Source organism: Nocardia sp. NPDC004068 (genome assembly GCF_042874315.1).
Classification (GTDB): domain Bacteria; phylum Actinomycetota; class Actinomycetes; order Mycobacteriales; family Mycobacteriaceae; genus Nocardia.
Map to the genome: position 1 here is coordinate 71894 of NZ_JBIAMW010000017.1, position 26633 is coordinate 98526.

The following is a 26633-nucleotide window of genomic DNA, read 5'->3' on the forward strand; positions in this document are numbered from 1 at the left end:
GACAGCAACCGAATATCGTCACACCTCGCGGGTGATTTCGGCCCGCTGGTCCTCGGCCGGGCGGATCTCGACGCAGCATTCGCCGGCGGCCGGGGCGAGGACGGCGCGCGTCGAATCGGCCCCGAGCCCGGCGAGCAGCCCGGTCAGATACGAGTGGTTCAGGGCGCAGACCAGCTCGGGCGCGCGGGCGGCCAGGGGGTGGAAAGGGCAGTTGCGCAACCGGATACCCCCCGGCGCGGTGTCGGCGGGCTCGAAACCCCACTCCGCCAACGCGTTTCGCACCAGGACGAGGGCACGCTCGCCCGTCCCCGGCCGCTGCCGCAGCTCGCGGCCCGTCGCCGCACCGCGCTCGGCGGCGGCGCGGACGGCCGCCGCGCGCCCCGACTCGCCGTCGCGCTGGCCGAGCACCGCGTCGACCAGGATGTCGGCCAGCACCTCGGGTCGCCGCTCGGGGATGCTGACCCGCACGTCGGCGTCCACGGGCCGATACACCTTCGGCGTCCGGCCCACCCGGCGGATGCCGCCGACATGTTCGTAGTGCGCCCGCAACAGCCCGACATCGACCATCTTGTCCAGATGGAACGCGGCCAGTTTCCGCGAGATCCCCACGTACTCGGCCGCCTCGTCCCGGGTGACCGGGCGGCCCGCCTCCCGGATGAACCGGTACATGCGGCGGCGCAGCTCGTCGTCGAGCGCGGCGACGGCGCCGATGGCCGCATCACTGGTCACCGGTCCACGATAACGCCGGTCGTGATATCCGAACCGGAACGGGTACGACGCGCGCGTACGGAACCTTGACCCGCTCAGGCGATTGAACCAAACTTTGTTGGCGTAATCGCGGGACACCTCGAGGAGGTCGTCGTGACCGAGGACATGCGGCAGGCCAAGCGTCCGGTGAGCGCGGCACTCGCCGGGCCCTACGGGCATCCGTTCCATCCGATCCTGGTGACGGTGCCGATCGGCGCCTGGATCGCCAGCGTCGTGTTCGATATCGGTTCCCATATCGTCGACGAGCCCGCCACGCTGGCTCGCGGCGCGCAGTGGCTGATCGCGATCGGCGTACTCGGCGCGCTGGCCGCGGCGGCGATCGGGTTCCTGGATCTGTTCGCCATCCCGAGCGGGACGCGCGCGTTCCGGATCGGGTTGATCCACATGAGCCTGAATCTCGTCGTCACGCTCGCGTTCGCGCTCGGATTCTGGTGGCGCACAGCGGGAACCGGTGTCGACGGCGCGGTCGGAGCCGGGCCGTTGACGCTGTCGATCGTCGCCCTGGTCCTGTTGGGCGTCTCGGGCTATCTCGGCGGCATGCTCGCCTACCACTTCGGTGTGCGGGTCGCCGACGAGAACACCCAGGCCGAGGGCTTCCGCCGCTGATTCCGCGTTCCATCCCTTCTCACCTCAGGAGACATCATGGGCATCGCGGCACTGATCCTCTGGCTGCTCACCGCGGGCGGCGGCTTCTTCATGCTCGCCACCTGGATCGCGAAAGGCGGTGCGCGGCAGCCGAGTTCGAGCCATCTTCCGGTTCCGGTGGTGTTCGGGCACTTCCTGCTCGCGGCGGCGGGGCTGGTGGTGTGGATCGTCTATCTCGTGGCCGACACCGACGCGCTGGCCTGGATCGCCTTCGCCCTGTTGGTTCCGGTCGCGCTGCTGGGCCTGGTGATGCTGCTGCGGTGGCTGCCGGTGTACCAGGGCCGCGCGACCGCCACCGATCCGGAACCGGCCGAGCGGCACTTCCCGGTCGCGGTGGTGGCCGCGCACGGCGTGTTCGCGGTCGCGACCGTCGTGCTGGTGCTGCTCACGGCCTTGGGCGTCGGCGAGAGTTAACGCTCGACGAGCAGGACGTCGAGGGTGCGGGGGCCGTGCACGCCCTCGACGCGGTCGAGTTCGATATCGCTGGTGGCGCTGGGCCCGGAGACGAAGGTCAGGGGGCGGTTCGGGTCCAGGGCGGCGAACGCCTGCGGGACGGTGCCGACGATCTGGTCGGTGAACACCACGCAGAGGTGATGGTCGGGGACGAGGGTCAGGGCCCGACGGCCTTGTGCCGCACCGGAATCGAGGACGAAGGTGCCCGTGGCGGCGATCGCCAGGGCGCAGCCGGTGAGCACGGCGTCGGCCCCGTCCAGGACGGCGATCGGAAGCGGCTCGGAATCGGTTACGGCCGTGAGTGATTCGATCCACGCCGCGGGGATGTCGGCGGGCACCACGACGCGGGCCGCCGCCCCGCACAGCCGGATCACCGTCGCGGCGATCGCGTGCTCCTCGATCCGATGCACGCGGGCGTGGTACCGCTCGACGGCGGCGGCGAAGCGGTCGGCGTCGGCGCGGCCCTGGAGCGGATGCCGGTCGTAGTCGCGGGGCACCGGCACCCGGTCGGTTCCCGAGGCCGCCAGCGCGGTCCGGATCCGGTGCAGCACAACGCTTTTCGCGTCACTCATCGCGGCCTCCCCGGGTACGGGCCCACCACTGGCGGAAGGTTTCGGCGGGCGGGGCGGGTAGGTCGCGGCTCGCCGTCCAGCGCGAGCCGGGCCACGGCAGCGCCGAGATCCGCCGATCCGAGCCCGCGAGCGCGCGCCCGGCACCCAAAGCCCGTGCCGCCGTGGCGAATCGGCTTTCGGAGCTCATCGCCCAGGCCGCGCCCTTCATCGCGAGGTCTTGTCCGCCGGGTAGGCCGTGCCGCTGGGTGTCGACGTGTTCGGCGCGCAGGTGGACCAGGATCGAGGGGATATCGATGCGCACCGGGCAGGCGTCGAAACACGCCCCGCACAGCGTCGACGCGTACGGCAGCGACGCGTTCGGATCGTCGGCGCCGCCGATGCCGGTCAGCTGCGGGCTCAGGATCGCCCCGATCGGGCCGGGATAGATCGAGCCGTAGGCGTGGCCGCCGGTGCGCTCGTAGACCGGGCACACATTCAGGCACGCGCTGCACCGGATGCATTTCAGGGCGTCGCGGCCGACGGCGTCGCCGAGTACCCGGGTGCGGCCGTTGTCGAGCAGCACCAGATGGAACTCCGCCGGGCCGTCGCCGGGGTGTACACCGGTCCACATCGAGGTGTAGGGGTTCATCGGCTCGGCCGTGGACGAGCGGGGCAGCAGCTGGAGGAACACCTCGAGGTCGGTGAATCGCGGCACCACCTTCTCGAGGCCCATCACCGTGATCAGGGTGCGCGGCAGGGTCACGCACATCCGGCCGTTGCCCTCGGATTCGACCACGGCGAGCGTACCCGTCTCTGCCACACCGAAATTCGCGCCGCTGACCGCGATCCCGGCGGTGAGGAATTTACGGCGCAGATACGCGCGGGCGGCCATGGCCAGCGCGCGCGGCTCGTCGGTCACCGCACCCGCGCCGGGCATCGCGCGGGCGAAGATCTCCCGGATCTCGGCGCGGTTGCGGTGGATGGCGGGCACCAGGATGTGGCTGGGTGTGTCGTGACCGAGTTGCACGATCAGTTCCGCGAGATCGGTTTCGACCGCCGCGATGCCGTGCCGCTCGAGGTGTTCGTTGAGCCCGATCTCCTGGGTGGCCATGGACTTGACCTTGACCACCTCGTCCGCGCCGCGCTCGCGGATCAGGCCGGTGACGATCTCGTTGGCCTCGGCGGCGTCGCGCGCCCAGTGCACGACTCCGCCGCGGGCGGTCACGTTGCGTTCCAGTTCCTCGAGCAGTTCGGGCAGCCGGGTGAGCACCTCGTGTTTGAGGGCGCTGCCCGCCGCGCGCAGCTCCTCCCAGTCCGGGCATTCGGCCACGGCCGCAAGACGTTTGGCGCGGATGGTGGCGGTGGCGTGGCCGAGGTTGCGGCGCAGCTGGGTGTCGCGCAGGGCCTCGCGGGCGGCGGCCGGAAACGATTGCGCGCCACGGAGATTGCCGGTGCCCGGGATGCCGAGGAAGGTCATGCGCGGGCCGCCGTCGTGTCGGTGGCGGCCAGGATCTCGGCCAGATGCACCGTGCGCACCCCCGAGCGCAGGCGACTCAGTCCCCCGCCGATATGCATCAGGCACGACGAGTCACCCGCCGTGCACACCTCCGCGCCGGTGCCGATCACGCGCGTCATCTTGTCGGCCAGCATGGCGGTGGAGGTGTCGGCGTTCTTCACCGCGAACGTGCCGCCGAAACCGCAGCACGAGTCGGCGTCGGCGAGTTCGAGCAGGGTCAGCCCACGCACGTGCCGCAACAGCCGCAGCGGTTTGTCGCCCACCCGCAACATGCGCAGCGAATGACAGGTCGGGTGGTAGGTGACCCGATGCGGGTAGTACGCGCCCACATCACCGACACCCAGCACATCGACCAACAGCTCCGACAACTCGTAGGTGCGGGCGGCGACCGCCTCGGCGCGCGCGGCCAACCGCTCGTCGCCGAATCTCCGTGCCACAGCGGCATGTTGGTGCCGCACCGAACCCACACACGACCCGGACGGGGCCACCACCGCGTCGCAGCCCGCCTCCTCGAACACCTCCACATGCCGCCGCACCAGACCCAGGGCCTCGCGCGCGTATCCGGTATTGACATGCATCTGACCGCAGCAGGTCTGCCGCTCCGGAAACACCACCTCGTGCCCGAGCCGCTCGAGCAGGGTGACGGTCGCGATCGCCGCGCGCGGGAACATGGCATCCGCCAGACATGTGACGAACAGGGCGATGCGCATGGCGTACTCCTCACGATCGGGTCCGGCGGAGAAGAACATGCCCCGAGATTAGACAGCCGTCCCGGCGGTCGACGGTTTCTGACCATCTAGTCAAACTCCCGACCGAATGGTAAGTTCGGCGGCATGGAGTCGAAGAATCAGGCGTTGACCAGGACGCAACGCGCGCGGCGGGAGGACATCGTGGCCGCCGCGATCGATCTGATCGACGCCCGGGGATTCGCCGCGGCCTCGGTGGATCGGATCGCGCAGGAGGCGGGGACGATCAAGGGGACGGTGCTCTACCACTTCAAGACCAAGGACGCGATCTGCGCGGCCGTCATCGCCGAGTTGTACACGCGCGGTGCGGCTTTCCGGGCCGAGCGGCAGCGGGATACGGAGTCGGTACGGGAACGGCTCGCGCACTATCTGCGCACCAACCTCGAGTTCATCCAGCTGCACGCCGTGCACGTGCGCGCGGTGCAACGCATCCTCGAGAACGCCCCGGGCCATCGCGAGCACATCCCCGACCTGCTCACGCCGTTGGCCGAACTGCTGCGAGACGGACAGCGCGCTGGCGAGTTCGCCCGCTTCGATCCGGTGATCGCCGCGGCCGCGATCCGCGCGCTCGTCGACGCCTCCGCCCAGTACCTCGCCAATGGCGGCGACACCGATATCGACCACTTCTTCACCGAGGTCATGCACTTCGTGGACCGGGCGACCCGCGCGCCGGCCACGGGAAACGGGGAACTGTGAACACCTCGCCCACCGTCACGCGTCTCACCGCCGCCTACACCCTGCTCAGTGTCGCGACAGTCGTTGCGCTGCTGATCCTTTCGGCACTCGCCCCCGACCTGGTCACCGATCAGGCGTGGGTGCGCGGGGTGATCGTCGCGGCCACCTCGCTGCTCACCTACGCGTTCGCGCGCCGGGCCGAACGCGGCGAACCCCGGGCCCTGCTCCGGCTGCGCATCGTGGTCACCGTCCTGGTGATCGCCTTCGCCGCCGTCCTGTTCTTCCTGCCGCTGCCGGGGTGGATGGTCGTCGAGCAGGTCATCGGCCTGGCTCTGCTCGTGGTCATCGCCGTGCTCGTCTTCCGCGGCCGGAGGCCGAGCGCGGTCACCGGTCGGTCGTAGCGGGGTCCGGCCCGGTCAGCAGGGCCGCCGCCACCGTGTCCACATACCAGGCTTCGAATCGAGTCGGCTCCCAACCGCGTTGGCGGACAAGGTAATCGAAGTTGTGGACGTCCATCGCCAGCCACAGGACGTCGACGATCTCGTCGCGGGAGTAGTCGGGGCGGAGTTCGCCGGTCGCGGCGAGGTCGGCGGCGAACATCGACATTCCGGCGCGGCGTTCGGCGCGGTTCTTCTCCCAGATCTCGGCCGCGTCGCCGTCCACGAGGGCGGCGCCGGCGACGGCGAGCATCACCTCGGCCTGCCGGGTGTGCGTTTCGACGAGATGCCTTGCGTACCTTGCCAATTTGGCGCGCGCGTCGGGCAGGGCGCGGATATCGGCGACGAATCGGCGCTGGGCGAGTTCGGTAGGTTCGTCGTCGCCCGCGATCGCGACGTCCACCAGTTCCGACAGCAGGGTCTTCTTGTTGCCGAAGATCTTGTAGACCGTCTGCACCGCCACCCCGGCCTCCTCGGCGATCGCCGCGAGCGTCGTCCCGCCGTAGCCGGACCGCACGAACAGCGTGCGGGCGGCGTCCAGCACGGCCCGCCGCGTGCGCCGCGCCTGGTCCTGCCGGTGGGTGGACTCGTATCGCCGCTTGACAACCACGCCGATAGTGTAGTGATCTATTAGATAGAGTCTTACTCTATCGAAAGTGAGCCGTCATGGCCGAGAACTCCACCACCGAGCGCGGCGCGCGGGTCGTCTACATTCCGCCGCCGCTGTACTACGCCGCCGCGCTCGCGGGCGGCATGCTCCTGAACGCCGCGTTCGCCCTTCCGGTCGGCGGGCGGCCCGCAACGGCCATCCTCGGGGCCGCGGTGGCCGCGGCGGGGCTGGCCTTCGCGTGGGCGGGGGTCGCGGCGGTCGTGCGGCACCGGACGACGATCGTCCCCCATCGCCCGGTGGCCAGGCTGCTGACCGGCGGCGTCTATCGAATCTCCCGCAACCCGATGTACACCGGATTGACCGCGGCCACAATCGGTTTCGGCCTGCTCGCCGGAAGCTGGTGGCCGATCCTGCTGCTACCGGTCAGCCTGTTGCTGGTCCTCCGCCTGGTCATCGAGCCCGAAGAGCGTTATCTGACAGAGCGATTCGGCCGGAGTTACGTCGACTATCGCGCGCGGGTGCGACGCTGGCTCTGAATCGCGGCCGCCTGCGGGGGCCGGAGTGTCTCCGGGCTCGTCTCCATGCGAAAAGCGTTGCGGTGGTTACGCTTCCGATCCTGCCGGATCGACCAGTCTGCCGTCGGCGACCAGCCCGCCGGACTGCTTGACGACGCGGCCGAACGGCACGACCTCCATGGTGACGATGCCCTCCGCCGCACCGGCGTACCGGGTGCTGAATTCGTAGAGTTCGGCGAGGTCCCGGCAGCACACCGCGATGATCAGGTTGTGGCGTCCGGACAGGGCGGCGACGAAACCCACGGCCGGAAGCCGGGCCATGGTCTCCCCGACCTCGTGCAGTCGGGATGGGCTGACCGCGCAGTACAGCTGCGCCCAGGTGGTGTAGCCCAGCGCCTCGTGCGCGAGATCGACGTCCAGGACGAGCGAGCGGGTGCGCACCAGGGTGTCCAGGCGACGGGCGGCCCGGCCCGGACTGATCCCGGCGGCCTCGGCGAGTCGCGCGGTGGTGGCGCGGCCGTCGGCGGCCAGGACGTCGAACAGCGCGGCGTCGTGGGGCTCGGCCGGGATGTCGATGATCTCCCCCGCGGGTGGGTGCTCGGCGGTCAGCCGCGCGATCTCCGCGGGGGTGAGCAGCGGATCGAGCTGGGACCATCCGCGGGAACCGAGTCCGAGGAAGACGTGCAGGACCACGCTGGCCTCGATGTCGTGGACCTGCGCGGACCGTGGGAGCAGCCGGGTGAGCAGCAGATCGCGCTGCCGCGCCGACAGCGACCGGACCGAGAACGACACCTCCGATCCCGGCGCCGACACGCCCATCCAGGCGATGTCGGCGCGGGCGGCGAGGGCGGTCGCCAGCCCCTGCGCGGCGTCGGGCCGGCACCGCAGCCGCACCTGCCAGAGCTGATGGCCGACGGCCAGCGGATTGACCATGCCGACGATGCGCACGATGCCGGCCCGGCGCAGTCGCCGATAGCGGCGGGCGACCGTGCGCTCATGGGCGCCCAATATCCCGGCGAGCGTGGCGAACCCGGCCCGGGGCGCCAGTTGCAGCGCGCGCAGGAGACGCAGATCTTCGACGTCCATCGGCCCCCTTGTGTCGGAAAGTGCCGTCCGGGTGGGCATTTCGAGCGGAAATCTCCACCGCGTCCCCTACGCACGCATCCTACGAGCCACGCCGCGGCTATAACAGCAGCATGACCGTTCAGCTCAACCACACCATCGTCCACTGCACCGACAAGCACGCCTCGGCCCGGTTCTACGCCGACATCCTCGGCCTGGCCGCCCCGGCCGAATTCGGCCCGTTCGTGGTGGTCCGCACCGACAACGACGTCTCCCTCGACTTCGCCGACGGCCGCGACGCCCCACGCCCCCAGCACTACGCCTTCCTGGTCTCCGAGGACCGCTTCGACGCCATCCACGCCCGCATCCGCGCCCGCGGCCTCACCTGGTGGGCCGACCCCCACCACACGCTCGAGAACCGCGTCAACACCAATGACGGTGGGCGCGGGCTGTATTGGGACGACCCGGACGGGCACGGGCTGGAGATCCTCACGGTGCCCTACGGCGGGTGGCGGCGCTGATGCCGGAGCACGCGACCGACTATCTGGCCGCGCCGACATTCACTCGCGCCGAGGTTCTGGCCAGGCCGAGTCCCGTACCCGGCACTCCCGGCGTCTACGGATGGTGGTTTCGCGCACTGCCCGCGGACATCGATACGTCGGGCTGTGCCACGAAAGATGGCCTGACGCTGCTGTATACGGGCATCAGTCCGACGAAGCCACCGGTCAACGGTCGCCCGCCCAGCCGCCAACACCTCCGTAAGCGGATCGCCACCCACTACGCCGGAAACGCGGCGGGGTCGACATTGCGGTTGACGCTCGGATGCCTGTTGGCGGACGAACTGGGGATCGAGCTTCGACGCTACGGCTCGGGTCGGCGATTCCATTTCGGTACGGGCGAGGTGTTGCTGTCGAAATGGATGCACACGAACGCCCTCGTCTCGTGGATCACCGCACCGGAACCCTGGCAGATCGAAGACGAGTTGATCGCCTGCCTCGACGTCCCCCTCAATCTTCAGGGCAACCGGCGCAACGCTTTTCATCCGCATCTCACCGCGATTCGCAAGGCCGCACGCGTCCGAGCCGCTGCGCTGGAGGTACTCCCGAATCCAGGGAAGGGCGGAAAGTACAGCCCGTAGGGGTCGGGGATCGTGGCGAACTCGGGGTTCGGCGAGGAGACTGGCCGTAGGACACCCCCTACGTCAGGAGTATGCGATGGCGGGTAATGGGCCTTTCGGGATCGATCCCGAGGACGTGGAGCGCGCGCTGCGGGAGGCGGGTGTGGAGTTCCGGGATCTGGCGGGGCGGATCGGGGGCTATCTGGGGCGGGTGGATCAGGCGACCATGGGGTCGGTGGTGAGCCTGTTGGGGCAGTTCGCGCAGCCGGAGCGGACGCGGGCGCCGGAGGGGGAGACGACCGGGGAGAGCGGCAGCGGGGTGTGGGCGATCTACACGGTGGACGACGACGGGGCGGCCCGGGTGGATCAGGTGTTTCCCAGTGAGCTCGAGGCGTTGCGGGCGCATCGGGACAATACCGACGCGCGGCGGCGGGTGCGGTTTCTGCCGTACGGGGTGCCCGCGAGCGTGTTGGACGCGCCCTGAGGCACGGCTTTAGCGACGCCGTTCGTGAGGCGTCAGTGAACGATCGTGCACATTTTCGCTCGGTTACTTCCGGCGGCGACGGCGGTCGGCTCGGGCGCGGAGGGCGCCCCGGGTCAGTTCCGCGATCTCCCGATTGAGTTCGTAGAGTTCGCCTTCCACATCTCCGGCGGCCCGGCATGCGGAGCGGTTCGCGCGCCGGAAACGGTCTGCGGCTGCCCTGCCAACCTCGCGCGCCAGTTCGGACACCCAGGCCGCTTCCTCGTTCGCCGAGCGCCGCCACTGCCGCCGAAGACCCGACCAGGGTTCTTCATCGATGATTTGCCGCCGAGCCATCTTTCACGCTCCAGTCGAGAGTTGGGTGCACGAACGTTCACTGACTCAGAAGAATATCGGCACTTCCGGTACCAGGCAACGCTCCGGTGCGTGGGAGACGCGGCGCACGGCTGTCGCTGAACATTCGCCAACTCCGTACACGGGCCGTATCGGCGCAGTAGAGTACGGCATTCGCGGCTCCATTTTCCTGGTACGGGAGGTCATGGTGGCCAAGATTGCCGGGGGTTGGTCGGGGCGCTGGTCGGTGTCGTGGTGTTGTGCGGCGGATGCGGGTCTCCGTCGACGCCGTCCGGTAGCTCGGTCACGTCGGCGGCGGCCGTCCGTCCGATCGACGAGGCGGCGTTGGGTGATCTGGTCCGCTCGACCGCTCGGGACTTCCTGGTGCCGGGTGTGGTCGCGCTCGTGCGGACGCCGTCCGGGGATGTCACGAGTTCCTACGGCACCCGGACATTCGGCGGCGGTCCCGCGGTGACGGCGGCCGACCACGTGCGCGTCGGCTCGATCACCAAGACGTTCACCGGCACGGTCGTTTTGCAACTGGTCCAGGAGGGCAGGCTCGGGCTCGACGATCCGGTGTCGAAATATCGTCCGGACGTCCCGAACGGCGGGGCGATCACCATCGCCCAACTCCTCGATATGCGCAGCGGGCTGTTCAACTACAGCGAGACCCTCGAACTGGCCGAGGCCATGGACGCCGATCCGGCGCGCGTCTGGCAACCCGATGAACTACTCGCCATGGCCTACGCGCATCCGCCGTACTTCCCGCCCGATCAGGGCTATCACTACTCGAATACAAATACGGTATTGCTCGGGCTCATCGCGCAGCAGCTGGATGGCGAACCGCTGGAACAGATCCTGCGCGATCGCCTGTTCGGTCCCCTCGGCATGACGGAGACCTCGTTCCCCGCGCTCACCTCCGCCGCGCTGCCCGACCCGCATCCACAGGGGTACATGTTCGGCAGCAATGTACTGACCATGGGCTCGCCGCCCGCCCTGCCCGCGCCGATGCAGGCCGACGCGCACGACGGCTCGCTGCTTCCGGGTGATCGGACCCTGGACAACCCCTCGTGGGCGTGGGCGGCGGGGGCCGCCATCTCCACGGTCGGCGATCTGGCCCGCTGGACCGAAGCGCTCACGAACGGCAAGGTGCTCGACCAGCGCACTCAGTCGCTCCGCATGTCCAGCCCGCGACCCACCGATCCGGCCAACCCGCCGGAGGCGCCGCGGTACGGGCTGGCGATCGCGAAATTCGGTGCGCTGTACGGACATACGGGAGAACTGCCGGGGTTCAACACCTTCGCGGGGACCGATCCGGAGCGGAAGGTGACCGTGGTGGTGTGGGCGAATCTGGAGCCCACCGTGGATGGGCATGCGGCGGCTTCGGAGATCGCCAAGCGGATCATCGAGAGGATGTACGCGTCCGCCGGACCCACGCCGACACGGTAGGCGCGGGGTATGCCCCGTTGCGAAAGGTCTTGCGGCCGTTCGCTTCCTGTGCGGCTCGGCCCTGCCGAAGTCGATCACCTCGGCCACCTTCAAAGTCGGACCGGTGTCGAGGATTCGCCGCGCCACACACGGGTATGCACCGAATGGCCGAGCATTGCGCATTATGCGTAATACGTCATCGGGGGGAAGGGCGCGGAATGGCGGGGATCGAGTTGAAGCCGCTCGCGGAGCAGGTCGTGGTGGTCGCCGGCGGGTCCAGCGGGATAGGCCGGGAGACGGCGCTGCGGCTGGGCGCTGCGGGCGCGAAAGTCGTTGTGGCGGCACGCAATGAGGACGGCCTCGCCTCGCTCGTGCGTGAGATCGGCGCGGCCGGTGGGGAAGCGGTGTACGCGGTGTGCGATGTCAGCGACCGCGCGCAGGTCGAATCCGTCGCCGATCTGGCGGTGGCGACCTACGGCCGCATCGACACCTGGGTCGCGGCCGCGGGCGTCGTCGTCTACGCGGATTTCGAGCACACCACACCGGAGGAGTTCCGTCGGCTCATGGAGGTCAACTTCATGGGCCAGGTGCACGGTTTCCAGGCGGCACTCCCCCACCTGCGCCGCGCGGGCAGGGGCGCGCTGGTGGCGATCGGCTCGGGCGAGACGGTGGTCGCCATGCCGCTCAACAGCGCCTACGCCGCGTCCAAGCACGCGGTGGAGGGCATGCTCGACGCGCTGCGACGGGAGTTACAGGCCGAGGGGACACCGATTTCGGTGACCAGCATCAAACCGTCGGCCATCAATACGCCGTTCTTCAACAACGGCCGCAACAAGATGGAGGTGAAACCCAAAGGGGCGCCGCCGTTTTACCATCCGGCAGTGGTCGCGGACTGTGTTCTGTTCGCGGCCACGCATCCGGTACGGGATCTGTATGCGGGTGGGGCGGCGAAATTGATGAAGGTGACCCAGCACCTCACTCCTCGGTTGGCCGATGCTGTTCTGGCGAGGTTGGGGATTCCGATGGAGCAGACCAGTGAGCCCGCTGTGGACGGGGAGGGGAATCTGTACGCGCCGAGCGGAGATGCTCGGGCGGAGGGGGATTTTCGTAAACAGGCGCTTCCGTTCAGCCCGTATACGTGGCTTGCTACGCATCCGGTCGCGCGGCGGTTGTTGTGGGTTGGTGCGGCGGGGGTTTCGGCGGCGGGATGCGCCGCGTGGTCGCGCGGGGGAACTCGCTGAGGGGACGCGGGGACCGCGCCGTGGTGTCGCGGTACCGTCGGGACGACCCATGCACTGACGGACTGCGTCGAAAGACCGGGTGGCGATGCGGAGACTGCTGTGGACGCTGGAACCCGTTCTGGCGGGTCTGGGTATTACGTGGCTGGTGGTGTTCCTTCGCGGTGGACAGGTAGCCGTGCCGCTGTCGCTGTGGAACGTGACCGCGGTCGTGTACATCGTCTCGGGATGGCTGATGATGCGCCGGGAGCTGTCATCGGCCACCCTGGAGAACCTGCCCGACCTGGTCGGCCCCCGCTGGTACACCCAGTTCTTCGCCGTATTGGTCAGCTGCTTCGGCCTGGCCGGCGGCACAATCGTCAGCGCCCACCGCGGCGACGCCGACGCCATAGCGCAAGGACTCGCGGCAGCCACCATCGTGCTGTCCTGGTTGCTGCTGCACACCGCCTTCGCACAGATCTACGCCCGAGAACACGCCGGTGAGGGCGGACTGGACTTCCCGAACTGCACCCAACCCCAACTCACCGAATTTCTCTACTTCGCGACGACGATCGGAACCTCGTTCGCGGTGTCCGATGTCACCGTTACGACCCGGTCCATGCGGCGGAGGGTGGTCATGCACAGCATTGTCAGCTTCTTCTTCAATGCGGCCCTCATCGCGATTGCTATCGACTGGATCAAAAGCTGATTGGGGGCGAGGTGGGAACCGCAAACCGAAGGGTCTTCGGAGGGTGTGACCAAATGAAAAAGTCAGGGCCGCTGCATTATCGGACCTGACCTGTGAAACGAGTGGACGTTAGGGGAGCTTACTCGAACACGAAAGCGCAGGTAGATGCGTTGGAGCAGCTGCGTCGGAAGTTGCCCGACCCCAGCGTCACTGTTCCTCCGCCCATTGCGAAGCCCCGAACCGGCCGGACACGCCGACTCGGGCCTGACCAAGTTCAAGAACTCATCACCGGATATCGGAGTGGGGAGACGGTGTACCAGTTAGGCGTCCGGTTCGGTATCGAGCGGCGCACAGTCAGCGAGATCCTCCACCGTAACAACGTGCCGATGCGCCGCCGGGGCCTGTCCGCCGACCAGATCGATGACGCCATCCACTTGTACAACCTGGGCTGGTCCCTCGCCCGAATCGGGCAACGCCTAGGGGTCGACCCGACCACCGTGTTGACCAAACTCCGGCAGTGCGGCATCCGTACCCGCGACACCCACGGACGTCCACGCACATGAAGCGGGGCCGGATCGACGGACGGGAACGGACGTCGCTGTCGCAGGAGGGGTTACGTCCTCGGCAGCGGTGGCTTGGCAGGAACTTTCTGGCCGGACTCCGTTAAACGGCAGGGCCGATCATTTCTCGAAGTCCTAGTGCCGGGCTGTACATCAGAATTATCTCCCACGTTAAAGATTCGCGTCCTTCTCGTCAGTTAGATCGAGCACAAGGGCATGCAGCGTAGACGTGTCGACGACGGGCAGAGCCGAAACTGGGATCTCCAACGTGGAGATCGACCATGCGCGCGCCAGCAATTGTTTGCTCGATCTCCCGCAACCGCATAGTCCCGAACGTGCCAGCGCCCCCGAGCTTTCTGAGGTGAGCTCAATGGCCTCGCACCGTTCTTCGGTACCTGCGACGACATCAGCGATCGCGGTGAGTATCTCGGCCTGTTGGTTCGAATCGGTGATGGTGTGGGCGAGGGTTTCGGCGTGTTCGGTAAGTCGGGCTGCGTGTTCGGGATCGGTCGCGGCCACCGCCCGGACGATCCTGATGAGTGCCTTGGCCTGCCGGTTCGGGTTGGCGATGGTACGGGCGATGGTTTCGGCGCGTTTGGGATTGGTCTGGGCCACCACCCGGGCGATTATGGCGAGCGCGTTGGCTCGAGAGGTTGGGTTGGTGATGGTGTGGGCGATGGTTTCGGCGCGTTCGGTGAGTCGAGTTGCGCGTTCAGGGTCGGTGCCAGCTACCGCCTCGGTGATTCCGATGAGTGAAGAACTCTGCCAAAGCGGGTCGGTGATGGTGTCCGTGATTGCTTCAGCGCGTTTGGGATTGGTCTGGGCCACCACCCGGGCGATTGCGGCGAGTGCCTTGGCCTGCCGGTTCGGGTTGGCGATGGTACGGGCGATGGTTTCGGCGCGTTGGGGATTGGTCTGGGCCACCACCCGGGCGATTATGGCGAGCGCGTTGGCCTGCCCGTACGGGTCGGTGATGGTGTGGACGATGGTTTCGGCGCGGTCGGCGAGTCGGGCTGCGCGTTCGGGATCGATCGCGGCCACCACCTCAAGGATGCTGACGAGTGCGTTGCCTCGTGTGGTCGGGTTGGTGATGGTGTGGACGATGGTTTCGGCGCGGTCGGCGAGTCGGGCTGCGCGTTCGGGATCGGTCTGGGCTGCTGCAAGGGCGATTTCCGTGAGTGTCTCGGCCTGCAAAAAACCGTCGGTGATGGTGTCCGCGATGGTTTCGGCGCGTTCGGGATCGGTCTGGCCCACCGCGTAGACGATATTTTGAAGCACATTGTCGTGTTGGTTCGGGTCGGTGATGGTGTGGGCGATGGTCTCGGCCCGTTCGGTCAGCCGAGCCGTGCATTCAGGATCGGACCCAGCTACTGCTTTGATGAATTCGGCAAGCACGTGGACTTGATGGCTGGGGTTGGTAATGGTGTGGGCGAGGGTTTCGGCGTGTTCGGTGAGTCGGGCGGCGCGTTCGGGATCGGTCCGGACCACCACTCGGGCGATCGTGGCGAGCGCCTTGGTCTGCAGGTCAGGATCGGTGATGGTGTAGGCGATGGTCTCGGCATGTTCGGTGAGTCGAGCAGCGTGTTCGGGATCGGTCGGGGCCACCATCTCGATGATGCTGACGAGTGCGCTGACCCGCTGGTAAGGGTCGCCGATGGCGTGCGTGATGATCTCAGCGCGTTCGGGATTGGTTCGGACCACCACTCGGGCGGTTGCGGCGAGTGCCTCGGCCTGCCGCTTCGAGTCGGTGATGGTGCGGGCGATGGTCTCGGCGCGTTCGGGATCGGTCTGGCCCACCGCGTAGACGATATTTCGAAACGCGCTGTCGTGCTGGCGAGGGTGGGTGATGGTGTGGGCGATGGTCTCGGCGTGTTCGGTGAGTCGGGCCGCGTGTTCGGGATCGGTCTGGGCCACCGCGCGGGCGATCGTGGTGAGTGCCCCAGCTTGTTGGTGCGGGTTGGTGATGGTGTGGGCGATGGTCTCGGCGTGTTCGGTGAGTCGGGCCGCGTGTTCGGGATCGGTCCGGACCACCGCGCGGGCGATCGTGGTGAGGGCCTCGACCTGCCGGTTTGGGTCGGTGATGGTGTGGGCGATGGTTTCGGCGCGTTCGGTTAGTCGAGTTGCGCGTTCAGGGTCGGTGCCAGCTACCGCCTCGGTGATTCCGATGAGTGAAGAACCTTGCCAATGCGGGTCAGTGATGGTGTCCGTGATTGCTTCAGCGCGTTCGGGATCGGTCTGGGCCACCACTGCGACGATTCTGCCGAGTACCGCGGCTTGTTGGTGGGGGTCGGTGATGGTGTAGGCGAGGGTTTCGGCGCGTTCGGTGAGTCGGGTCGCGCGTCTGGGATCGGTCGCGGCCACCTCCCGGGCGATTGCAGCGAGCGCATCGCCCCTCTGACGTGGAGTGGAGTAGGAGTGAGCTAGGTCTTCTGCGCGGTCATATTGACCAAGAAGCGCCATCACGATCAGCAACCGGGTCGGAATGTTGTCGTTGCGACTGTGGAGGCGATCGCGATAGCGAGCCAGGCGTGCGGTGCTGAGGAGGTCAGGGTCGGGTTGGTTGCAGATATGTTGTTGTACCGTGCGGATCTCACTCAATGCGGTGGCATCGCCCCCTGTGCGCATACGCATCCGACTGTGACGAGCTGTATCGAGCGCCGCCGCGACCATCCGGGTCAAATCGTGGTGTCTGTCTAGGACTGAGAAGTAGCGGCGCAATAGGAAGTCGGGAGTGTCGGTCGGCCATGCCTGGTCTCGGTAGTGGTCGGCCCAGGCGTGGAGCCGGCTCATACCCGCGGTGAGGTGTCGCGTGCCGAGTCGTTCCTCAGCGGTGCGTTGCAGCGTTTCGTGGGCCAGCACGTACACCGGGTCACTGTGTCCGCCAGACCGCGGCGATGCCGTCGTCGTGCGGGTACGGAAACTGCGGCCGGCCACCGCGCGCAGTAGGCCGTCGATCTCGTAGGGCGCCATGCCGGAGAGTTCGGTGAGTTCGGATGCAGTGAGGCCATTGGCGGCGGTGATCAGCGTGAGCAGGTCACGGTGCTGGTCGGGTCCACCAAGCAACGCATCGAGTTCGGCGACAGCTTTGGCTTGGACGTCCGCGGCGAATGGTGATGAGGTGAGCGGATAAGGCTCGGTAGCTGTCAGCGGGTGACCATGCGGGATGGGCAGGGCGGGGCCGTGACGGCTGGCTACGACGACCCGCAGATTGGGCTCCGGCCTTGTCGGCAGCAGCGTGACGATCGGTGGTGTACCGGTGTCCTCGTCCAATCCGTCGACCACGAGCACCAACCGTCGTCCGGCTTCAGCTTCGCGGCGTGCGGCGAGGGTGAGGAGTTCGTTGCGCAGCCCGTCGCGATTGATCGTGGCGGCGGCGATGAGGGATCGTTGGTCCGGCAGCAGAACGGCGAGTTGATCCAGGACAGCAGCGGTGAACGCGTTGTGGTCGTTCTGATCGGCGAGGCGGTCGGTGATGAAGAACCCGATCGCCGTTATGTCGGCTGGAGGGAACAGCGTGAACCACGACAACAAAGCCGATTTACCCGCCCACGGCTCGGCCCTGATCCACATATACGGTTGCTCTCCGCGGCAGAAATCGACCACATCATCGAGTTCGTCCTGCCGATCTCGCAGTCCATCGACCGGGGCGAGGAACTCGCGCACCTGAGACACATACAGCGACCTGCCGGTGAGCAGCGCCCCGTTCGACACAACGCCGATCTCGTAACGGTTGTCTGTGTGATGAATCGACAGATCCCGCCCGGCTTTCACCCGGTCGAAGTCGTAGATCGGCGCGACGGGCCGTCGAGCCTGGTCGTTCATGGGTGTGTGGGATTATCAACGCCGGTGCGGATGTCCTCGAAGGACATGTCACCGCCGGAACGTACCCTGGCTGCTCTGATCCCCGTGCCCGTCGAGCGGACTCCTTTGACCCGTAGCCCCCTTTCGGTTTTCACGTTCCGCAGATCGACACCGATCGCCAGCTCCCGGTCGGTGGAGGGTGCATGCTGGACCCACAGCGAAACTGCGAACACACCCACGGTCAGCGCGACGACGGCGACCCATGCCCAGACCGAGTGATTCGCGCCGGTTGCATAGTTCACCGCCACCGCCAGCCCCGTGGCCAGCACTGCCGTCGCGGCAGTGGGCATCACCACCCGCAACAATGTCTGTCCTGAAGTCACACAACCTCCCGCCCAAAGTAGTGAGATCGATCCTCACAGCTCCACGCCGAGAAAGCCAGCCAGCATCACCGACGCCGACCATCAAGGCTCGGCTGAATTTCCCGCTTGAGCGGCAGACTCCGACAGCTTTCCAGAGACGACCGCCCGAAATGGTCGACGCCGCAGGTGATTCGATACCCAGGCGCAACGTCCCGATGCGCCGACGCGGCCTGTCCCCGACCAGACCGGCGAGGCGATCCACTTCTACTGTCTCGGTTGGACACTGACACAAGTCGGAAAACACGGGGCAGTCCCCACTTCGCCGTCGACCTAACCACCCATTAGCAGTCGTTCGACTGCGGCCAAACGCGGTCCCGGGCCGGTCGGGCATTGCAGACCGGCGGCCAGCCGATGCCCAGAAACCCCGCACTATCCAGGCTGGTGTGCTGCCAACGGTTGCAGGAGGGCGCAAACCGCCTGTGCCGCAGTTCGGTTCAGGTTGCACGCAGGAGAATGTGGCACGCCTACGCTGACACCAAATACGCCTGCGAAGGCCGTGCGCAGGCATGCCCGGCCGATTCCGTCGCTGTTACTCGCTGGCGTGTTCCCGCGTGCCCTCGATCACCGCGTCCACACAGCACTGCAGCACTATCATGTCGAGTGCAACAACCTGATCTAGATCGACTTCCACCGCGTTGTCCATCGTCGTGTACACCATGATGCCTGCCCAAAACCGCTTAATGGCCTTCAAGATCTCCACTGCCTCGACGAACAGATCGGTATCTAGCCGCTCCTCCGGATCGACGATGTACTTGATGAGCTCGTGGGTGACCGCGTGCCGATGGGTATAGATATCGTCCAACCGGTCCGCCTGCGCCATGGTGATGGCTTCGGACTCGACCAGCCAGAGCAGCGAGGCCCGAAACTTGTTCTTCGGTGCTAGATCCAGCACGTTGCGGCGGTAGGCGTCCTCGTTGACGATGCTGCGGCCGGAGTCATCGCAGCCCACACTGTAGAATTCTCGAACCTCGTCGAGCACAACCAGTTTCAGCCGCTCATGAAGCATCTGGAGCAGGCCGGCGAACATCAAGGCGAAACGGATGTTCTCTGGTCGCAGCTTGGCTTCGAGTGCCCGCTTATATCCCTCCGGATCGTCAGCAAATCCCACTGACTCAGTGTGCCGAAGCTGGCGGTGATCGGCATCAGAATTTGGTGGCGGCCATTGCCGCCGAGCCCATGGATCAGCTACGGCAGATCATCGCCGCCGGGAGAGAGTGCCTTTCGCACTCAATCAATACTGAGCCGAAGCGAAACTCCGGCAGCGCGGCATCCCTACCCGCGACACCTCCGGACGTCCACGCTCATGAAGCGGGGCAGGATCGACGGACGGGAACGGACGTCGTTGTCGCAGGATCGCATCGTCGGCGGGGCACTGTGAACATGGGAACGGGGATGACCTGCAATTTCCTGTAGGACGGTTGGTCATCGAAGCTGATTACCAGCTGTGAATCGGGTAGATCCCGCTGGTATGGGATCCATATTTTGTCTTGCGTCAAGTTTTTGGCGTTGTTTGCCGTGGTGGATGTTGCGGGTGCGTTATCGGGTGGTGGGGATGATGAGGATGTCGCAGGGGGTGTGGCGGGCGAGTTTGATGGCGGGGGTGTCGAGGATGTGGCTGGTGGCGCGGTCGGCCCATGTGTGTGGTGTGGGTTGGGTGACGACGATGAGGTCGGCGTGTTGGGTGGTGGCTAGTTGTAGGAGTGAGTGTTGGGCTGGTTCGGGGAGGAGGTGGGTTTCGATGTGGGGTGCGCCGTGGGCGCGGGCGTGGTCTGTGGCGGTGCGCAGGATGGTGTCGGTGGGGGTGGTGCCGCGGAGTTGGTAGTCGTCGGGGCGAAGGCGGTCGAGGTCGTCGGTGAGGGTGTGCAGGTCGAGTGGGTGGTGTACGCAGGTGATCAGGAGGCGGGCGCGGCTGGCGTGGGCGAGGTCGGCGGCGTGGTCGACGGCTCGGTAGTCGCGGTCTGCGGGGTCGGTGTCGACGATGATGGTGCGTATCGGGCGGGCGGTGGGTGTGGTGTGTGGGGGGTTTTCGGGTGTGGGATGTGGGTGGCGGTGGCCGGTGAGTGTGTGGAGCCAGCGTGGGATTCGGGTGTGGTGGTGGGTGGTCATGGCTGGTCCTCGGGGTCGGGCTGGTAGGAGGGGCCGGGTGCGGTGAGGGCGAGGGCGGCTCCGGCGGCGGCGATGCCGGCCAGGGCGAGGGTGGCGTGGTGGGTGCCGGACAGGAACGCGTCGCGGGCGAAGTCGGCGAGAGGCTGGGCGACGGGTCCGGCTTTGTCGGCCACGGCCAGTGCGGCGGCCAGGGAGTCGGAGACGGGTCCGCGTGCTGGTGGGGGCAGGTGTGTGAGGGCGGGTTGGATGCGGTGGTGGTATCCGGCGGCCAGGACGCTTCCGGCGACGGCGATGCCGATCGCGGCACCGATTTCGCGGGCGGCGTCGTTGACCGCGGCGGCGATGCCGTGTTTGGCGCGGGGTGTGTCGGCGACGATGGCGGCGGTGGCCGGTGCCGCGCACAGGCCGAGTCCGGCGCTCATGATCAGCACGGGGCCGAGGAGGTAGAGGTAGGTGGTGTGGGTGTCGATGCGTGAGAGCCACACCAGTCCGGCGGCGATGACGCTCATGCCGGTGGCGGTCATGATTTTGAGTCCGGCTCGTTCGCACAGCCAGGGCGCGATGAGGGAGATGCCGACCAGGGGCCCGGCCATGGGGGCCAGCGCGAGCGCCGATTGCAGAGGGCTGTAGTCGAGGATGAGCTGGAAATATTGCACGATCAGGTAGAACAGGCCGAAGGTGACCAGGAACTGCAACGCCAGCGACACCGCTCCGGCGGCGAATCCACGGCGGACGAGCAGCCGGATCGGTAGCAGTGGGTGGGGCACGCGGGATTCGGTGAGCACGAACACCACGGTCGCGGCGAGCGCGACGGCGAGTGTGGTGAGCACCAGTGGTGAGGTCCAGCCGTGTTCGGGGGCTGCGGTGACAGCGACGACGAACACCCCGACCGCCGTAGCCGAGGACATCGCTCCGGCGACATCGACCGGTGGCCGGTCCCGGTCGCGGGATTCGGTGAGGGTGAGCGCGGCGACGACCAGGATGGTGGCGGCGGCGGTGAGTGCGACGAACACCGCCCGCCACGAGAACACCTGTAGTAGCAGGCCGGATCCGAGCAGGCCGATCACGCCGCCGGATCCGGCGACTCCGGCCCACACTCCGACCGCGCGGCCCTGTTTGTCGGCGGGAAATCCGGCGGTCAGGATCGACAGGGTCGAGGGCATCACCAGTGCCGCGCCCACCCCCGCGACCGCGCGGGCAGCGATCACCCAGGCCGGGCGGTCGGCGAACAGCGGGATGGCGGACCCGGCGGCGAAGATGACGAGCCCGGCCACCAGCACGATCCGGCGCCCGTAGCGGTCACCGACCGCGCCCCCGGACAGCACCAGGCACGCCAGTGCCAGCGTGTAGGCGTCGACCACCCACGTCAGCTGTGCTTGGGTGGCGCCGGTGGACTCCGCGATCTGCGGCAGCGCCCCGTACAGGGCGGCCATCGACGCGATCACCAACGCCACCGACACACACGACACCACCAGCGTCCACCGCTGCGCACCCGACAAGCGAGCGGGGACGGGTATCGAATCGGTCTGCGGGACAGCCACCAAACCTCCCAAGAAACGCTAACGACATTATCGTTTCGGTGATGTCGTTAGCGTAACCCCGCCCGAGGCGTGAACACCAGGGTTTGCCGGTCGGGCACAATGAGGTGTGTGAGTTCCACCCCCGCCCTCAGCGACGACGAGGCCGGTCAGCGGGTCGATCCGCGCCGGGCCCGTTCCCGCGAACGGCTCCTGGACGCGGCGACCCGGCTGCTGGCCACCGGCGGAATCCACGCGGTCACCGTGGACGCGGTCACCAAAGCCTCCAAAGTCGCCGCGACCACCCTGTACCGCAACTTCGGCAACAGCGCCGGACTGCTCGCCGCCGCGTTCGAACGCCTCCTGCCCCAGGTCGAACCGCCCACCGGCACCGGCAGCCTGCGCGAGCAACTCACCGACCTGCTCACCCGCCAAGCCACCCTCATCGACCACACCCCGATCCACCTCACCGCCCTGGTCTGGCTCGGCCTGGGCCCCACCGAACCCACCGATCCTGTCGCTCCCATCGATCCCATCGATGCGGGCGACCCAGGCCGCGGTGACGGAGAATTGCACTCGCTACGCGCCCAGGTCATCGACCGCTACCGCCAGCCGTTCGACCAACTGCTCACCAGCCCCGCCGCCCGCGCCGAACTCGGCGAGCTGGACCCCACCTACGCCATCACCCAACTCGTCGGCCCCCTGGTCTTCACCCGCCTCACCGGCATTCACCCCATCACCCCCGCCTACTGCCACCACCTCATCAACGACTTCCTCACCGCCCACACCCCACCCCGACCCAGCCACCAGCGGTAAGCCACCCGCCCGACAACACCGGACCTGGCTTGGGGCTGCTGCACGGATAGGTGACAACCGAGATGGCTTGCCGAGGGGCGGGCTTGAGAGGATGTCACTGTGCCGAAGCCGTATCCGAAGGAGTTCCGCGACGATGTGGTCCGGGTTGCCCGCAACCGCGATGACGGAGTCACGCTGGATCACCGGGGTTCCGCAGAATTCGGAGTGCCTGGAGTCGCGTTTTAGGGCCTGAACTGGGGTGACATGGGGATTGCGCCCGGGGAGCGTGTCTCTAGGCGCGGGTATCGGTGCTGGTCAGCGGGTTGGGGTGAGTTCGATGATCTGCTTGGGTGTGGCGGCGCCGAGTCGGGTGAGGAGGTCGCGTTGGGGCTTGGTCAGCTCGGTGAGGCGGCGGAACGTGCCAGCGGGGCCGGTGAAGGTGCCGATATGGAGGCGGTCGAGTTCCCGGCGGATCGTGGGCCAGGTGGTGCCGGTGCGGGTTTCGGCGATGCGGGCCAGTAGCAACGCCAGCCAGCACAGCAGCATGTGGGCGCGGATGCGTTCCTCGAGGCGGTGATAGACCGGCCGCAGATCCAGCACGCTCTTCATGTCGCGCCAGCCGCGTTCGACCTCGAGGAGTTGCTTGTAGCCGATGGCGATGTCCTCGCTGGACAGGTTGGGATCCGAGCTGCGGAGCAGGTATTTTCCGTCGAAGTTGGCTTCGGCCTTGATTTTCGCGGCATCGACGCGCAGTTTCCCTCCGGCGGTGACACGCAGGAACCGGTTCAGCCCGGGCTTGCCGGCGATCTTGCCGCGCAGCTCACCGCGCTTGAAATCGCTCAAAGCGTCGGAGCCGTCGATCATTTCGCGCAGCGCGGCCACGAGCTGTTCGCGGGTGGCGGCGTCGCGTTCGGCCGCGTCGGGGTTGAAGCAGATCACGAACCGCTCTTGTTCGCTGACCCGGACTTCCTTCACGCGCATGTTCTCCGCGACGTCGAGGTAGCGGCCTTGTCGCGACATCGCGGCTTTCACCTCCACCGATCCGGACCGCAGTTTCTCCCCGATGATGTAGTGGTGGTCGCCCCGGCGCAGGTAACGGCGGTTTTCCGCGGACGAGAACCCCCGGTCGGTGACCCAGATGATCTTCGACAGTGTCCAGTCCCGCATATCGTCTTTCACCTGCCGGATCAGTGTCTGATCCGAGGCATTGCCCGGCCAGCACCAGCAGCGCACCGGGATCCCGTCGCGGGTGACCGCCATCCCGATCACGATCTGCGGCAAGTCATCTCGTGAATCCTTCGACTTGCCCCAGGTCCGGAACCCGACGGCGTCACTGCCGGCCTCGTCGGTGCCGGGGCCGGTAACCGGGTTGCCCTTGCCGTCACGCACGATCGGATCGTCGGCGTCTTCGGTCTCGAAATACGTTGAGGTGGTGTCGAAGAACAGCAGATCCACCTCGAGATTGAGCAGCGTCGCGATCCGGTCGAACACCTGGTGTTCGAGGTCGTCTTTCACATCATGGAGCCAGTCCATCGCCCGATAGTAGGCGTCATCGGTAACCTCGCCCAGCGCATCGATGTGCACGTCGGCGCTGATCCATTCCGCGGCAGCCAGTTTCGACGACGGTGACAGCGCCCGGTTGGCGACCAGGGCGAACAGGACCCGCTCGATCGCCGAAACATCACGGCGGCGGCCACGTTTGGGCTGGCCCAGGCCCGCGATGATGGCATCTATGCCCAGCCACCGCCATAGATGATCGAGCGCGTACGCCCCACCGAACGGCCTGGAGGACACGAACGCCAACCCTTCTCCAGCCGCGCCCGCGGCCAGAGCATCGGCGGGATCGAGCAGCCGCGACAGCGACGCGACCAGCCGTTTTATCGCGTCCCGGTCCAACTCGTCCTCGCGACCGAAGGTGAACAGCACTCTCGGTGTCGCCCGGCCCTTGATCGGGTCCCACTCGCTGTGGGCCAGATGCAGATACCTGACCGTGCCGGACTTGTTGTCCCGCTTGGTCGTCTTCACGTACACGACTCCAGACCATACGACGAACCACCAGGATATCGGGCTGAAATCAGAAAATCGCGTCTCTAGGTGATTTCAGCCCGAAACCCCAGCCCCAGACCCGCGACCTGCGGATTCACACCCGAAATCCTTCCAGAACCCCTGAATTCTGCGGAACCCGGGCTGTTCCGGCTGGCCGAGGCCGCCGTCGATCATCCGGACGGCATCGTGCGTGACGTGGTGTATCCGGTGGTCGGGGAGAAGACGCTGCGGGAGCTGGTGAAAGAGGCGAAGGCCAACGATCAGGCGTTCGCGGCTCGGGTGCGCACGGTGTTGCGTAGCTCGTACTCGAACCATTATCGGCGAATGCTGCCGGCATTGTTGGCGGCGTTGGAATTTCGGTGCAACAACACCGCGTACCGGCCGGTTATGGTGGCGGTGGAGTTATTGCAGCGGTACGCCGGCATCGACGGCAAGGTCCGCTTCTATGACAGCCACGCTCTGGCCCCGCTCGATGGTATTGTGCCCAAGGCGTGGCGGGAGGCGGTGGTCGATGAGAAGGGCCGTATCGAGCGCATCGCGTACGAGTTGTGTGTGCTGGTCGCGTTGCGGGATGCGATTCGCCGCCGGGAGATCTACGTCGACGGCGGTAACCGGTGGCGCAATCCCGAAGACGATCTGCCCGGCGATTTCGACACCGCTCGCGAGGTGCATTACGCCGCGATCCGTCAGCCCCTGGATCCGACGCAGTTCATCGCCGGACTGCAGAGCGGATGAGCAAGGCCCTCAACAGGCTCGATCGGGGCCTGACTGAGGGAACCACGGGTGGGGTTCGGTTGACGCGGCGCCGTGGTGAGCAGTGGATCAGCGTGCCGAAGCTGGAAAAGCAGCCGGAGCCGGAGAACCTGGAGAAGATCAAGGCCGAGGTCGCTCGTCGCTGGGGCACCCTGGACCTGCTGGATGTGCTCAAGGACGCCGATTTCCTGACCGACTTCACCGCCGAGTTCACCTCGGTGGCGTCACGGGAGGTCATCGACCGCGACACCCTGCGTAAACGGCTGCTGCTGGATCTGTTCGCGCTGGGGACGAACATGGGGATCCGGGCGATCGTGAACACCGGTGAGCAGGAGGAGTCCGAGGCGGCGTTGCGGCATGTGCGCAGGCACTTCATCACCCGTGACAACCTGCGGCGCGCGACGACGAAGCTGGTGAACGCGACCTTCGCGGCGCGGGATCCGAACTGGTGGGGTTCGGGCACTTCGTGCGCGAGTGATTCGAAGAAGTTCGGGTCGTGGGAGTCGAACTTCATGACCCAGTATCACCAGCGGTACGGCGGGTACGGGGTGATGATCTACTGGCACGTCGAGCGCCGCAACGTGTGCATCTACTCCCAGCTCAAGTCCTGTTCGAGCTCGGAGGTGGCGGCGATGATCGAGGGATTGCTGCGGCACTGCACCGACGCGGAGATCGCCGCGAACTACGTCGACACGCACGGTGCGTCGGTCGTGGGGTTCGCGTTCACCGAACTGCTGGGATTCAAGCTGCTGCCCAGGATGAAGAACATCGGGTCGATCCGGTTGTACCGGCCCGACGACGCGGGCGTCTACGGTGAGCTGGGACCGGTGCTGACCCGACCGATCCGGTGGGATCTCATCGCCCAGCAGTACGACCAGATGGTCAAATACGCCACCGCCCTACGGCTCGGGACCGCCGAGAGTGAGTCGATCCTGCGGCGGTTCACCCGCGGAGGCCCGAAACACCCCACCTACCAGGCCCTCGAGGAACTGGGCAGAGCGGTGCGCACAATCTTCGCCTGCGAGTATTTGGCATCAGAAGAACTCAGGAGAGAGATCAACTCCGGGTTGCAGGTGGTGGAGAACTGGAACTCCGCCAACGCAGTTGTCTTCTACGGCAAGGACTCCCAGCTCACCGGTGCCGACCGCGAGCACGCCGAGGTGTCGATGCTCGCGTTGCACCTACTGCAATCGGCGCTGGTGCACGTCAATACCTTGCTGCTACAAGCGGTATTGGAGGATCCGGAGTTCCACGATCTGGTCGGCGACACCGAGCGGCGGGCGCTCTCGCCGCTGTTCTGGTCCAACATCAACCCCTACGGCCGGTTCCGGCTCGACATGAACACCCGCCTGGACCTGTCCCGTGAGCGTGTAGCCGGATGATGGACCACT

At 66.9% G+C, this 26633-nt stretch carries 26 protein-coding genes; 14 read left to right on the plus strand and 12 right to left on the minus strand.

Annotation, left to right across the window (positions count from 1 at the left end):
* Window positions 1–18: 18 nt before the first annotated feature.
* The gene (locus ACFYTQ_RS32260) at window positions 19–729 is read right to left on the minus strand and encodes a helix-turn-helix transcriptional regulator (RefSeq protein WP_387369172.1); all 711 of its coding nucleotides are present in this window, start codon (window positions 727–729) and stop codon (window positions 19–21) included.
* A gap of 132 nt (window positions 730–861) precedes the next feature.
* On the opposite strand from ACFYTQ_RS32260, the gene ACFYTQ_RS32265 reads away from it, so the two are divergent.
* A complete protein-coding gene (locus tag ACFYTQ_RS32265; RefSeq protein ID WP_387369174.1) occupies window positions 862–1374 on the plus strand; it encodes a DUF2231 domain-containing protein in 513 nt (170 codons plus the stop codon).
* A 36-nt stretch (window positions 1375–1410) separates the two neighbouring features.
* Window positions 1411–1827, plus strand: a complete 417-nt coding sequence (locus ACFYTQ_RS32270) for a hypothetical protein (protein WP_387369176.1) — start codon at window positions 1411–1413, stop codon at window positions 1825–1827.
* On the opposite strand, the gene ACFYTQ_RS32275 is transcribed toward ACFYTQ_RS32270, so the two are convergent.
* Genes ACFYTQ_RS32275 through ACFYTQ_RS32285 form a run of 3 tightly spaced genes read right to left on the minus strand, consistent with a single transcriptional unit; the run spans window position 1824 to window position 4643 of the window.
* Window positions 1824–2438 (minus strand): lactate utilization protein C, encoded by a 615-nt coding sequence (locus ACFYTQ_RS32275; protein WP_387369178.1) that lies wholly within the window; start codon window positions 2436–2438, stop codon window positions 1824–1826. The genes ACFYTQ_RS32270 and ACFYTQ_RS32275 overlap by 4 nt on opposite strands.
* On the minus strand, window positions 2431–3894 hold the full coding sequence (locus ACFYTQ_RS32280) for a LutB/LldF family L-lactate oxidation iron-sulfur protein (protein ID WP_387369180.1): 1464 nt from the start codon (window positions 3892–3894) through the stop codon (window positions 2431–2433). Before ACFYTQ_RS32280 ends, ACFYTQ_RS32275 begins: the two co-directional genes overlap by 8 nt.
* Entirely contained in the window at window positions 3891–4643 is a 753-nt protein-coding gene (locus ACFYTQ_RS32285) for a (Fe-S)-binding protein (RefSeq protein ID WP_387369228.1), read from the minus strand. The genes ACFYTQ_RS32280 and ACFYTQ_RS32285 overlap by 4 nt, the downstream gene beginning before the upstream one ends.
* Window positions 4644–4766: 123 nt before the next feature.
* On the opposite strand from ACFYTQ_RS32285, the gene ACFYTQ_RS32290 reads away from it, so the two are divergent.
* Window positions 4767–5375, plus strand: a complete 609-nt coding sequence (locus ACFYTQ_RS32290; protein WP_387369182.1) for a TetR/AcrR family transcriptional regulator — start codon at window positions 4767–4769, stop codon at window positions 5373–5375.
* Entirely contained in the window at window positions 5372–5755 is a 384-nt protein-coding gene (locus ACFYTQ_RS32295) for a hypothetical protein (RefSeq protein ID WP_387369185.1), read from the plus strand. The genes ACFYTQ_RS32290 and ACFYTQ_RS32295 overlap by 4 nt, the downstream gene beginning before the upstream one ends.
* Here the strand turns inward: ACFYTQ_RS32295 and ACFYTQ_RS32300 are convergent.
* Window positions 5739–6401, minus strand: a complete 663-nt coding sequence (locus ACFYTQ_RS32300; protein ID WP_387369187.1) for a TetR/AcrR family transcriptional regulator — start codon at window positions 6399–6401, stop codon at window positions 5739–5741. The two genes, ACFYTQ_RS32295 and ACFYTQ_RS32300, sit on opposite strands and share 17 nt — an antisense overlap.
* Before the next feature lie 56 nt (window positions 6402–6457).
* On the opposite strand from ACFYTQ_RS32300, the gene ACFYTQ_RS32305 reads away from it, so the two are divergent.
* Complete coding sequence (locus ACFYTQ_RS32305) at window positions 6458–6937, plus strand: methyltransferase family protein (protein WP_387369189.1); 480 nt, start codon at window positions 6458–6460, stop codon at window positions 6935–6937.
* A gap of 66 nt (window positions 6938–7003) precedes the next feature.
* Here ACFYTQ_RS32305 and ACFYTQ_RS32310 read toward each other — a convergent pair whose 3' ends face one another.
* Entirely contained in the window at window positions 7004–8002 is a 999-nt protein-coding gene (locus tag ACFYTQ_RS32310; protein ID WP_387369191.1) for an Lrp/AsnC family transcriptional regulator, read from the minus strand.
* A gap of 110 nt (window positions 8003–8112) precedes the next feature.
* On the opposite strand from ACFYTQ_RS32310, the gene ACFYTQ_RS32315 reads away from it, so the two are divergent.
* The 6 genes from ACFYTQ_RS32315 to ACFYTQ_RS32340 all read left to right on the plus strand — a co-directional run bounded on the left by ACFYTQ_RS32315 (window position 8113) and on the right by ACFYTQ_RS32340 (window position 13263).
* Window positions 8113–8499: a VOC family protein gene (locus ACFYTQ_RS32315; protein ID WP_387369193.1), complete on the plus strand. Its 387-nt coding sequence runs from the start codon at window positions 8113–8115 to the stop codon at window positions 8497–8499.
* The gene (locus tag ACFYTQ_RS32320) at window positions 8499–9116 is read left to right on the plus strand and encodes a GIY-YIG nuclease family protein (protein WP_387369195.1); all 618 of its coding nucleotides are present in this window, start codon (window positions 8499–8501) and stop codon (window positions 9114–9116) included. The genes ACFYTQ_RS32315 and ACFYTQ_RS32320 overlap by 1 nt, the downstream gene beginning before the upstream one ends.
* Window positions 9117–9192: 76 nt before the next feature.
* Window positions 9193–9579 (plus strand): hypothetical protein, encoded by a 387-nt coding sequence (locus tag ACFYTQ_RS32325; protein ID WP_387369197.1) that lies wholly within the window; start codon window positions 9193–9195, stop codon window positions 9577–9579.
* A 675-nt stretch (window positions 9580–10254) separates the two neighbouring features.
* Window positions 10255–11358, plus strand: coding sequence for a serine hydrolase domain-containing protein (locus ACFYTQ_RS32330; protein ID WP_387369199.1), 1104 nt, complete (start codon window positions 10255–10257; stop codon window positions 11356–11358).
* A 197-nt stretch (window positions 11359–11555) separates the two neighbouring features.
* The gene (locus ACFYTQ_RS32335; protein ID WP_387369201.1) at window positions 11556–12578 is read left to right on the plus strand and encodes an SDR family oxidoreductase; all 1023 of its coding nucleotides are present in this window, start codon (window positions 11556–11558) and stop codon (window positions 12576–12578) included.
* An 85-nt stretch (window positions 12579–12663) separates the two neighbouring features.
* A complete protein-coding gene (locus ACFYTQ_RS32340; RefSeq protein ID WP_387369203.1) occupies window positions 12664–13263 on the plus strand; it encodes a DUF1345 domain-containing protein in 600 nt (199 codons plus the stop codon).
* Between the two features lie 710 nt (window positions 13264–13973).
* Here the strand turns inward: ACFYTQ_RS32340 and ACFYTQ_RS32345 are convergent.
* The 5 genes from ACFYTQ_RS32345 to ACFYTQ_RS32365 form a co-directional block, all read right to left on the minus strand.
* A complete protein-coding gene (locus ACFYTQ_RS32345; protein ID WP_104364647.1) occupies window positions 13974–17624 on the minus strand; it encodes a hypothetical protein in 3651 nt (1216 codons plus the stop codon).
* The gene (locus tag ACFYTQ_RS32350; protein WP_064909767.1) at window positions 17621–17986 is read right to left on the minus strand and encodes a hypothetical protein; all 366 of its coding nucleotides are present in this window, start codon (window positions 17984–17986) and stop codon (window positions 17621–17623) included. Before ACFYTQ_RS32350 ends, ACFYTQ_RS32345 begins: the two co-directional genes overlap by 4 nt.
* A 568-nt stretch (window positions 17987–18554) precedes the next feature.
* On the minus strand, window positions 18555–19133 hold the full coding sequence (locus ACFYTQ_RS32355; RefSeq protein ID WP_064909768.1) for a hypothetical protein: 579 nt from the start codon (window positions 19131–19133) through the stop codon (window positions 18555–18557).
* 428 nt (window positions 19134–19561) lie between these two features.
* Entirely contained in the window at window positions 19562–20131 is a 570-nt protein-coding gene (locus ACFYTQ_RS32360) for a universal stress protein (RefSeq protein WP_082976708.1), read from the minus strand.
* Window positions 20128–21672 carry an MFS transporter gene (locus tag ACFYTQ_RS32365; protein ID WP_064909769.1) on the minus strand — a complete coding sequence of 515 codons (1545 nt, stop codon included), beginning with the start codon at window positions 21670–21672 and terminating at the stop codon, window positions 20128–20130. Before ACFYTQ_RS32365 ends, ACFYTQ_RS32360 begins: the two co-directional genes overlap by 4 nt.
* A 99-nt stretch (window positions 21673–21771) precedes the next feature.
* Between ACFYTQ_RS32365 and ACFYTQ_RS32370 the strand changes: the two genes are divergently transcribed.
* On the plus strand, window positions 21772–22464 hold the full coding sequence (locus tag ACFYTQ_RS32370) for a TetR/AcrR family transcriptional regulator (protein ID WP_064909770.1): 693 nt from the start codon (window positions 21772–21774) through the stop codon (window positions 22462–22464).
* A 294-nt stretch (window positions 22465–22758) separates the two neighbouring features.
* Here the strand turns inward: ACFYTQ_RS32370 and ACFYTQ_RS32375 are convergent, their stop codons facing one another.
* Complete coding sequence (locus ACFYTQ_RS32375; protein ID WP_387369207.1) at window positions 22759–24339, minus strand: IS1634 family transposase; 1581 nt, start codon at window positions 24337–24339, stop codon at window positions 22759–22761.
* A 198-nt stretch (window positions 24340–24537) separates the two neighbouring features.
* Between ACFYTQ_RS32375 and ACFYTQ_RS32380 the strand changes: the two genes are divergently transcribed.
* A complete protein-coding gene (locus ACFYTQ_RS32380; protein WP_197521859.1) occupies window positions 24538–25224 on the plus strand; it encodes a hypothetical protein in 687 nt (228 codons plus the stop codon).
* Window positions 25225–25316: 92 nt separating this feature from the next.
* Window positions 25317–26624, plus strand: a complete 1308-nt coding sequence (locus tag ACFYTQ_RS32385; RefSeq protein WP_290047495.1) for a transposase — start codon at window positions 25317–25319, stop codon at window positions 26622–26624.
* Window positions 26625–26633 lie beyond the last annotated feature (9 nt).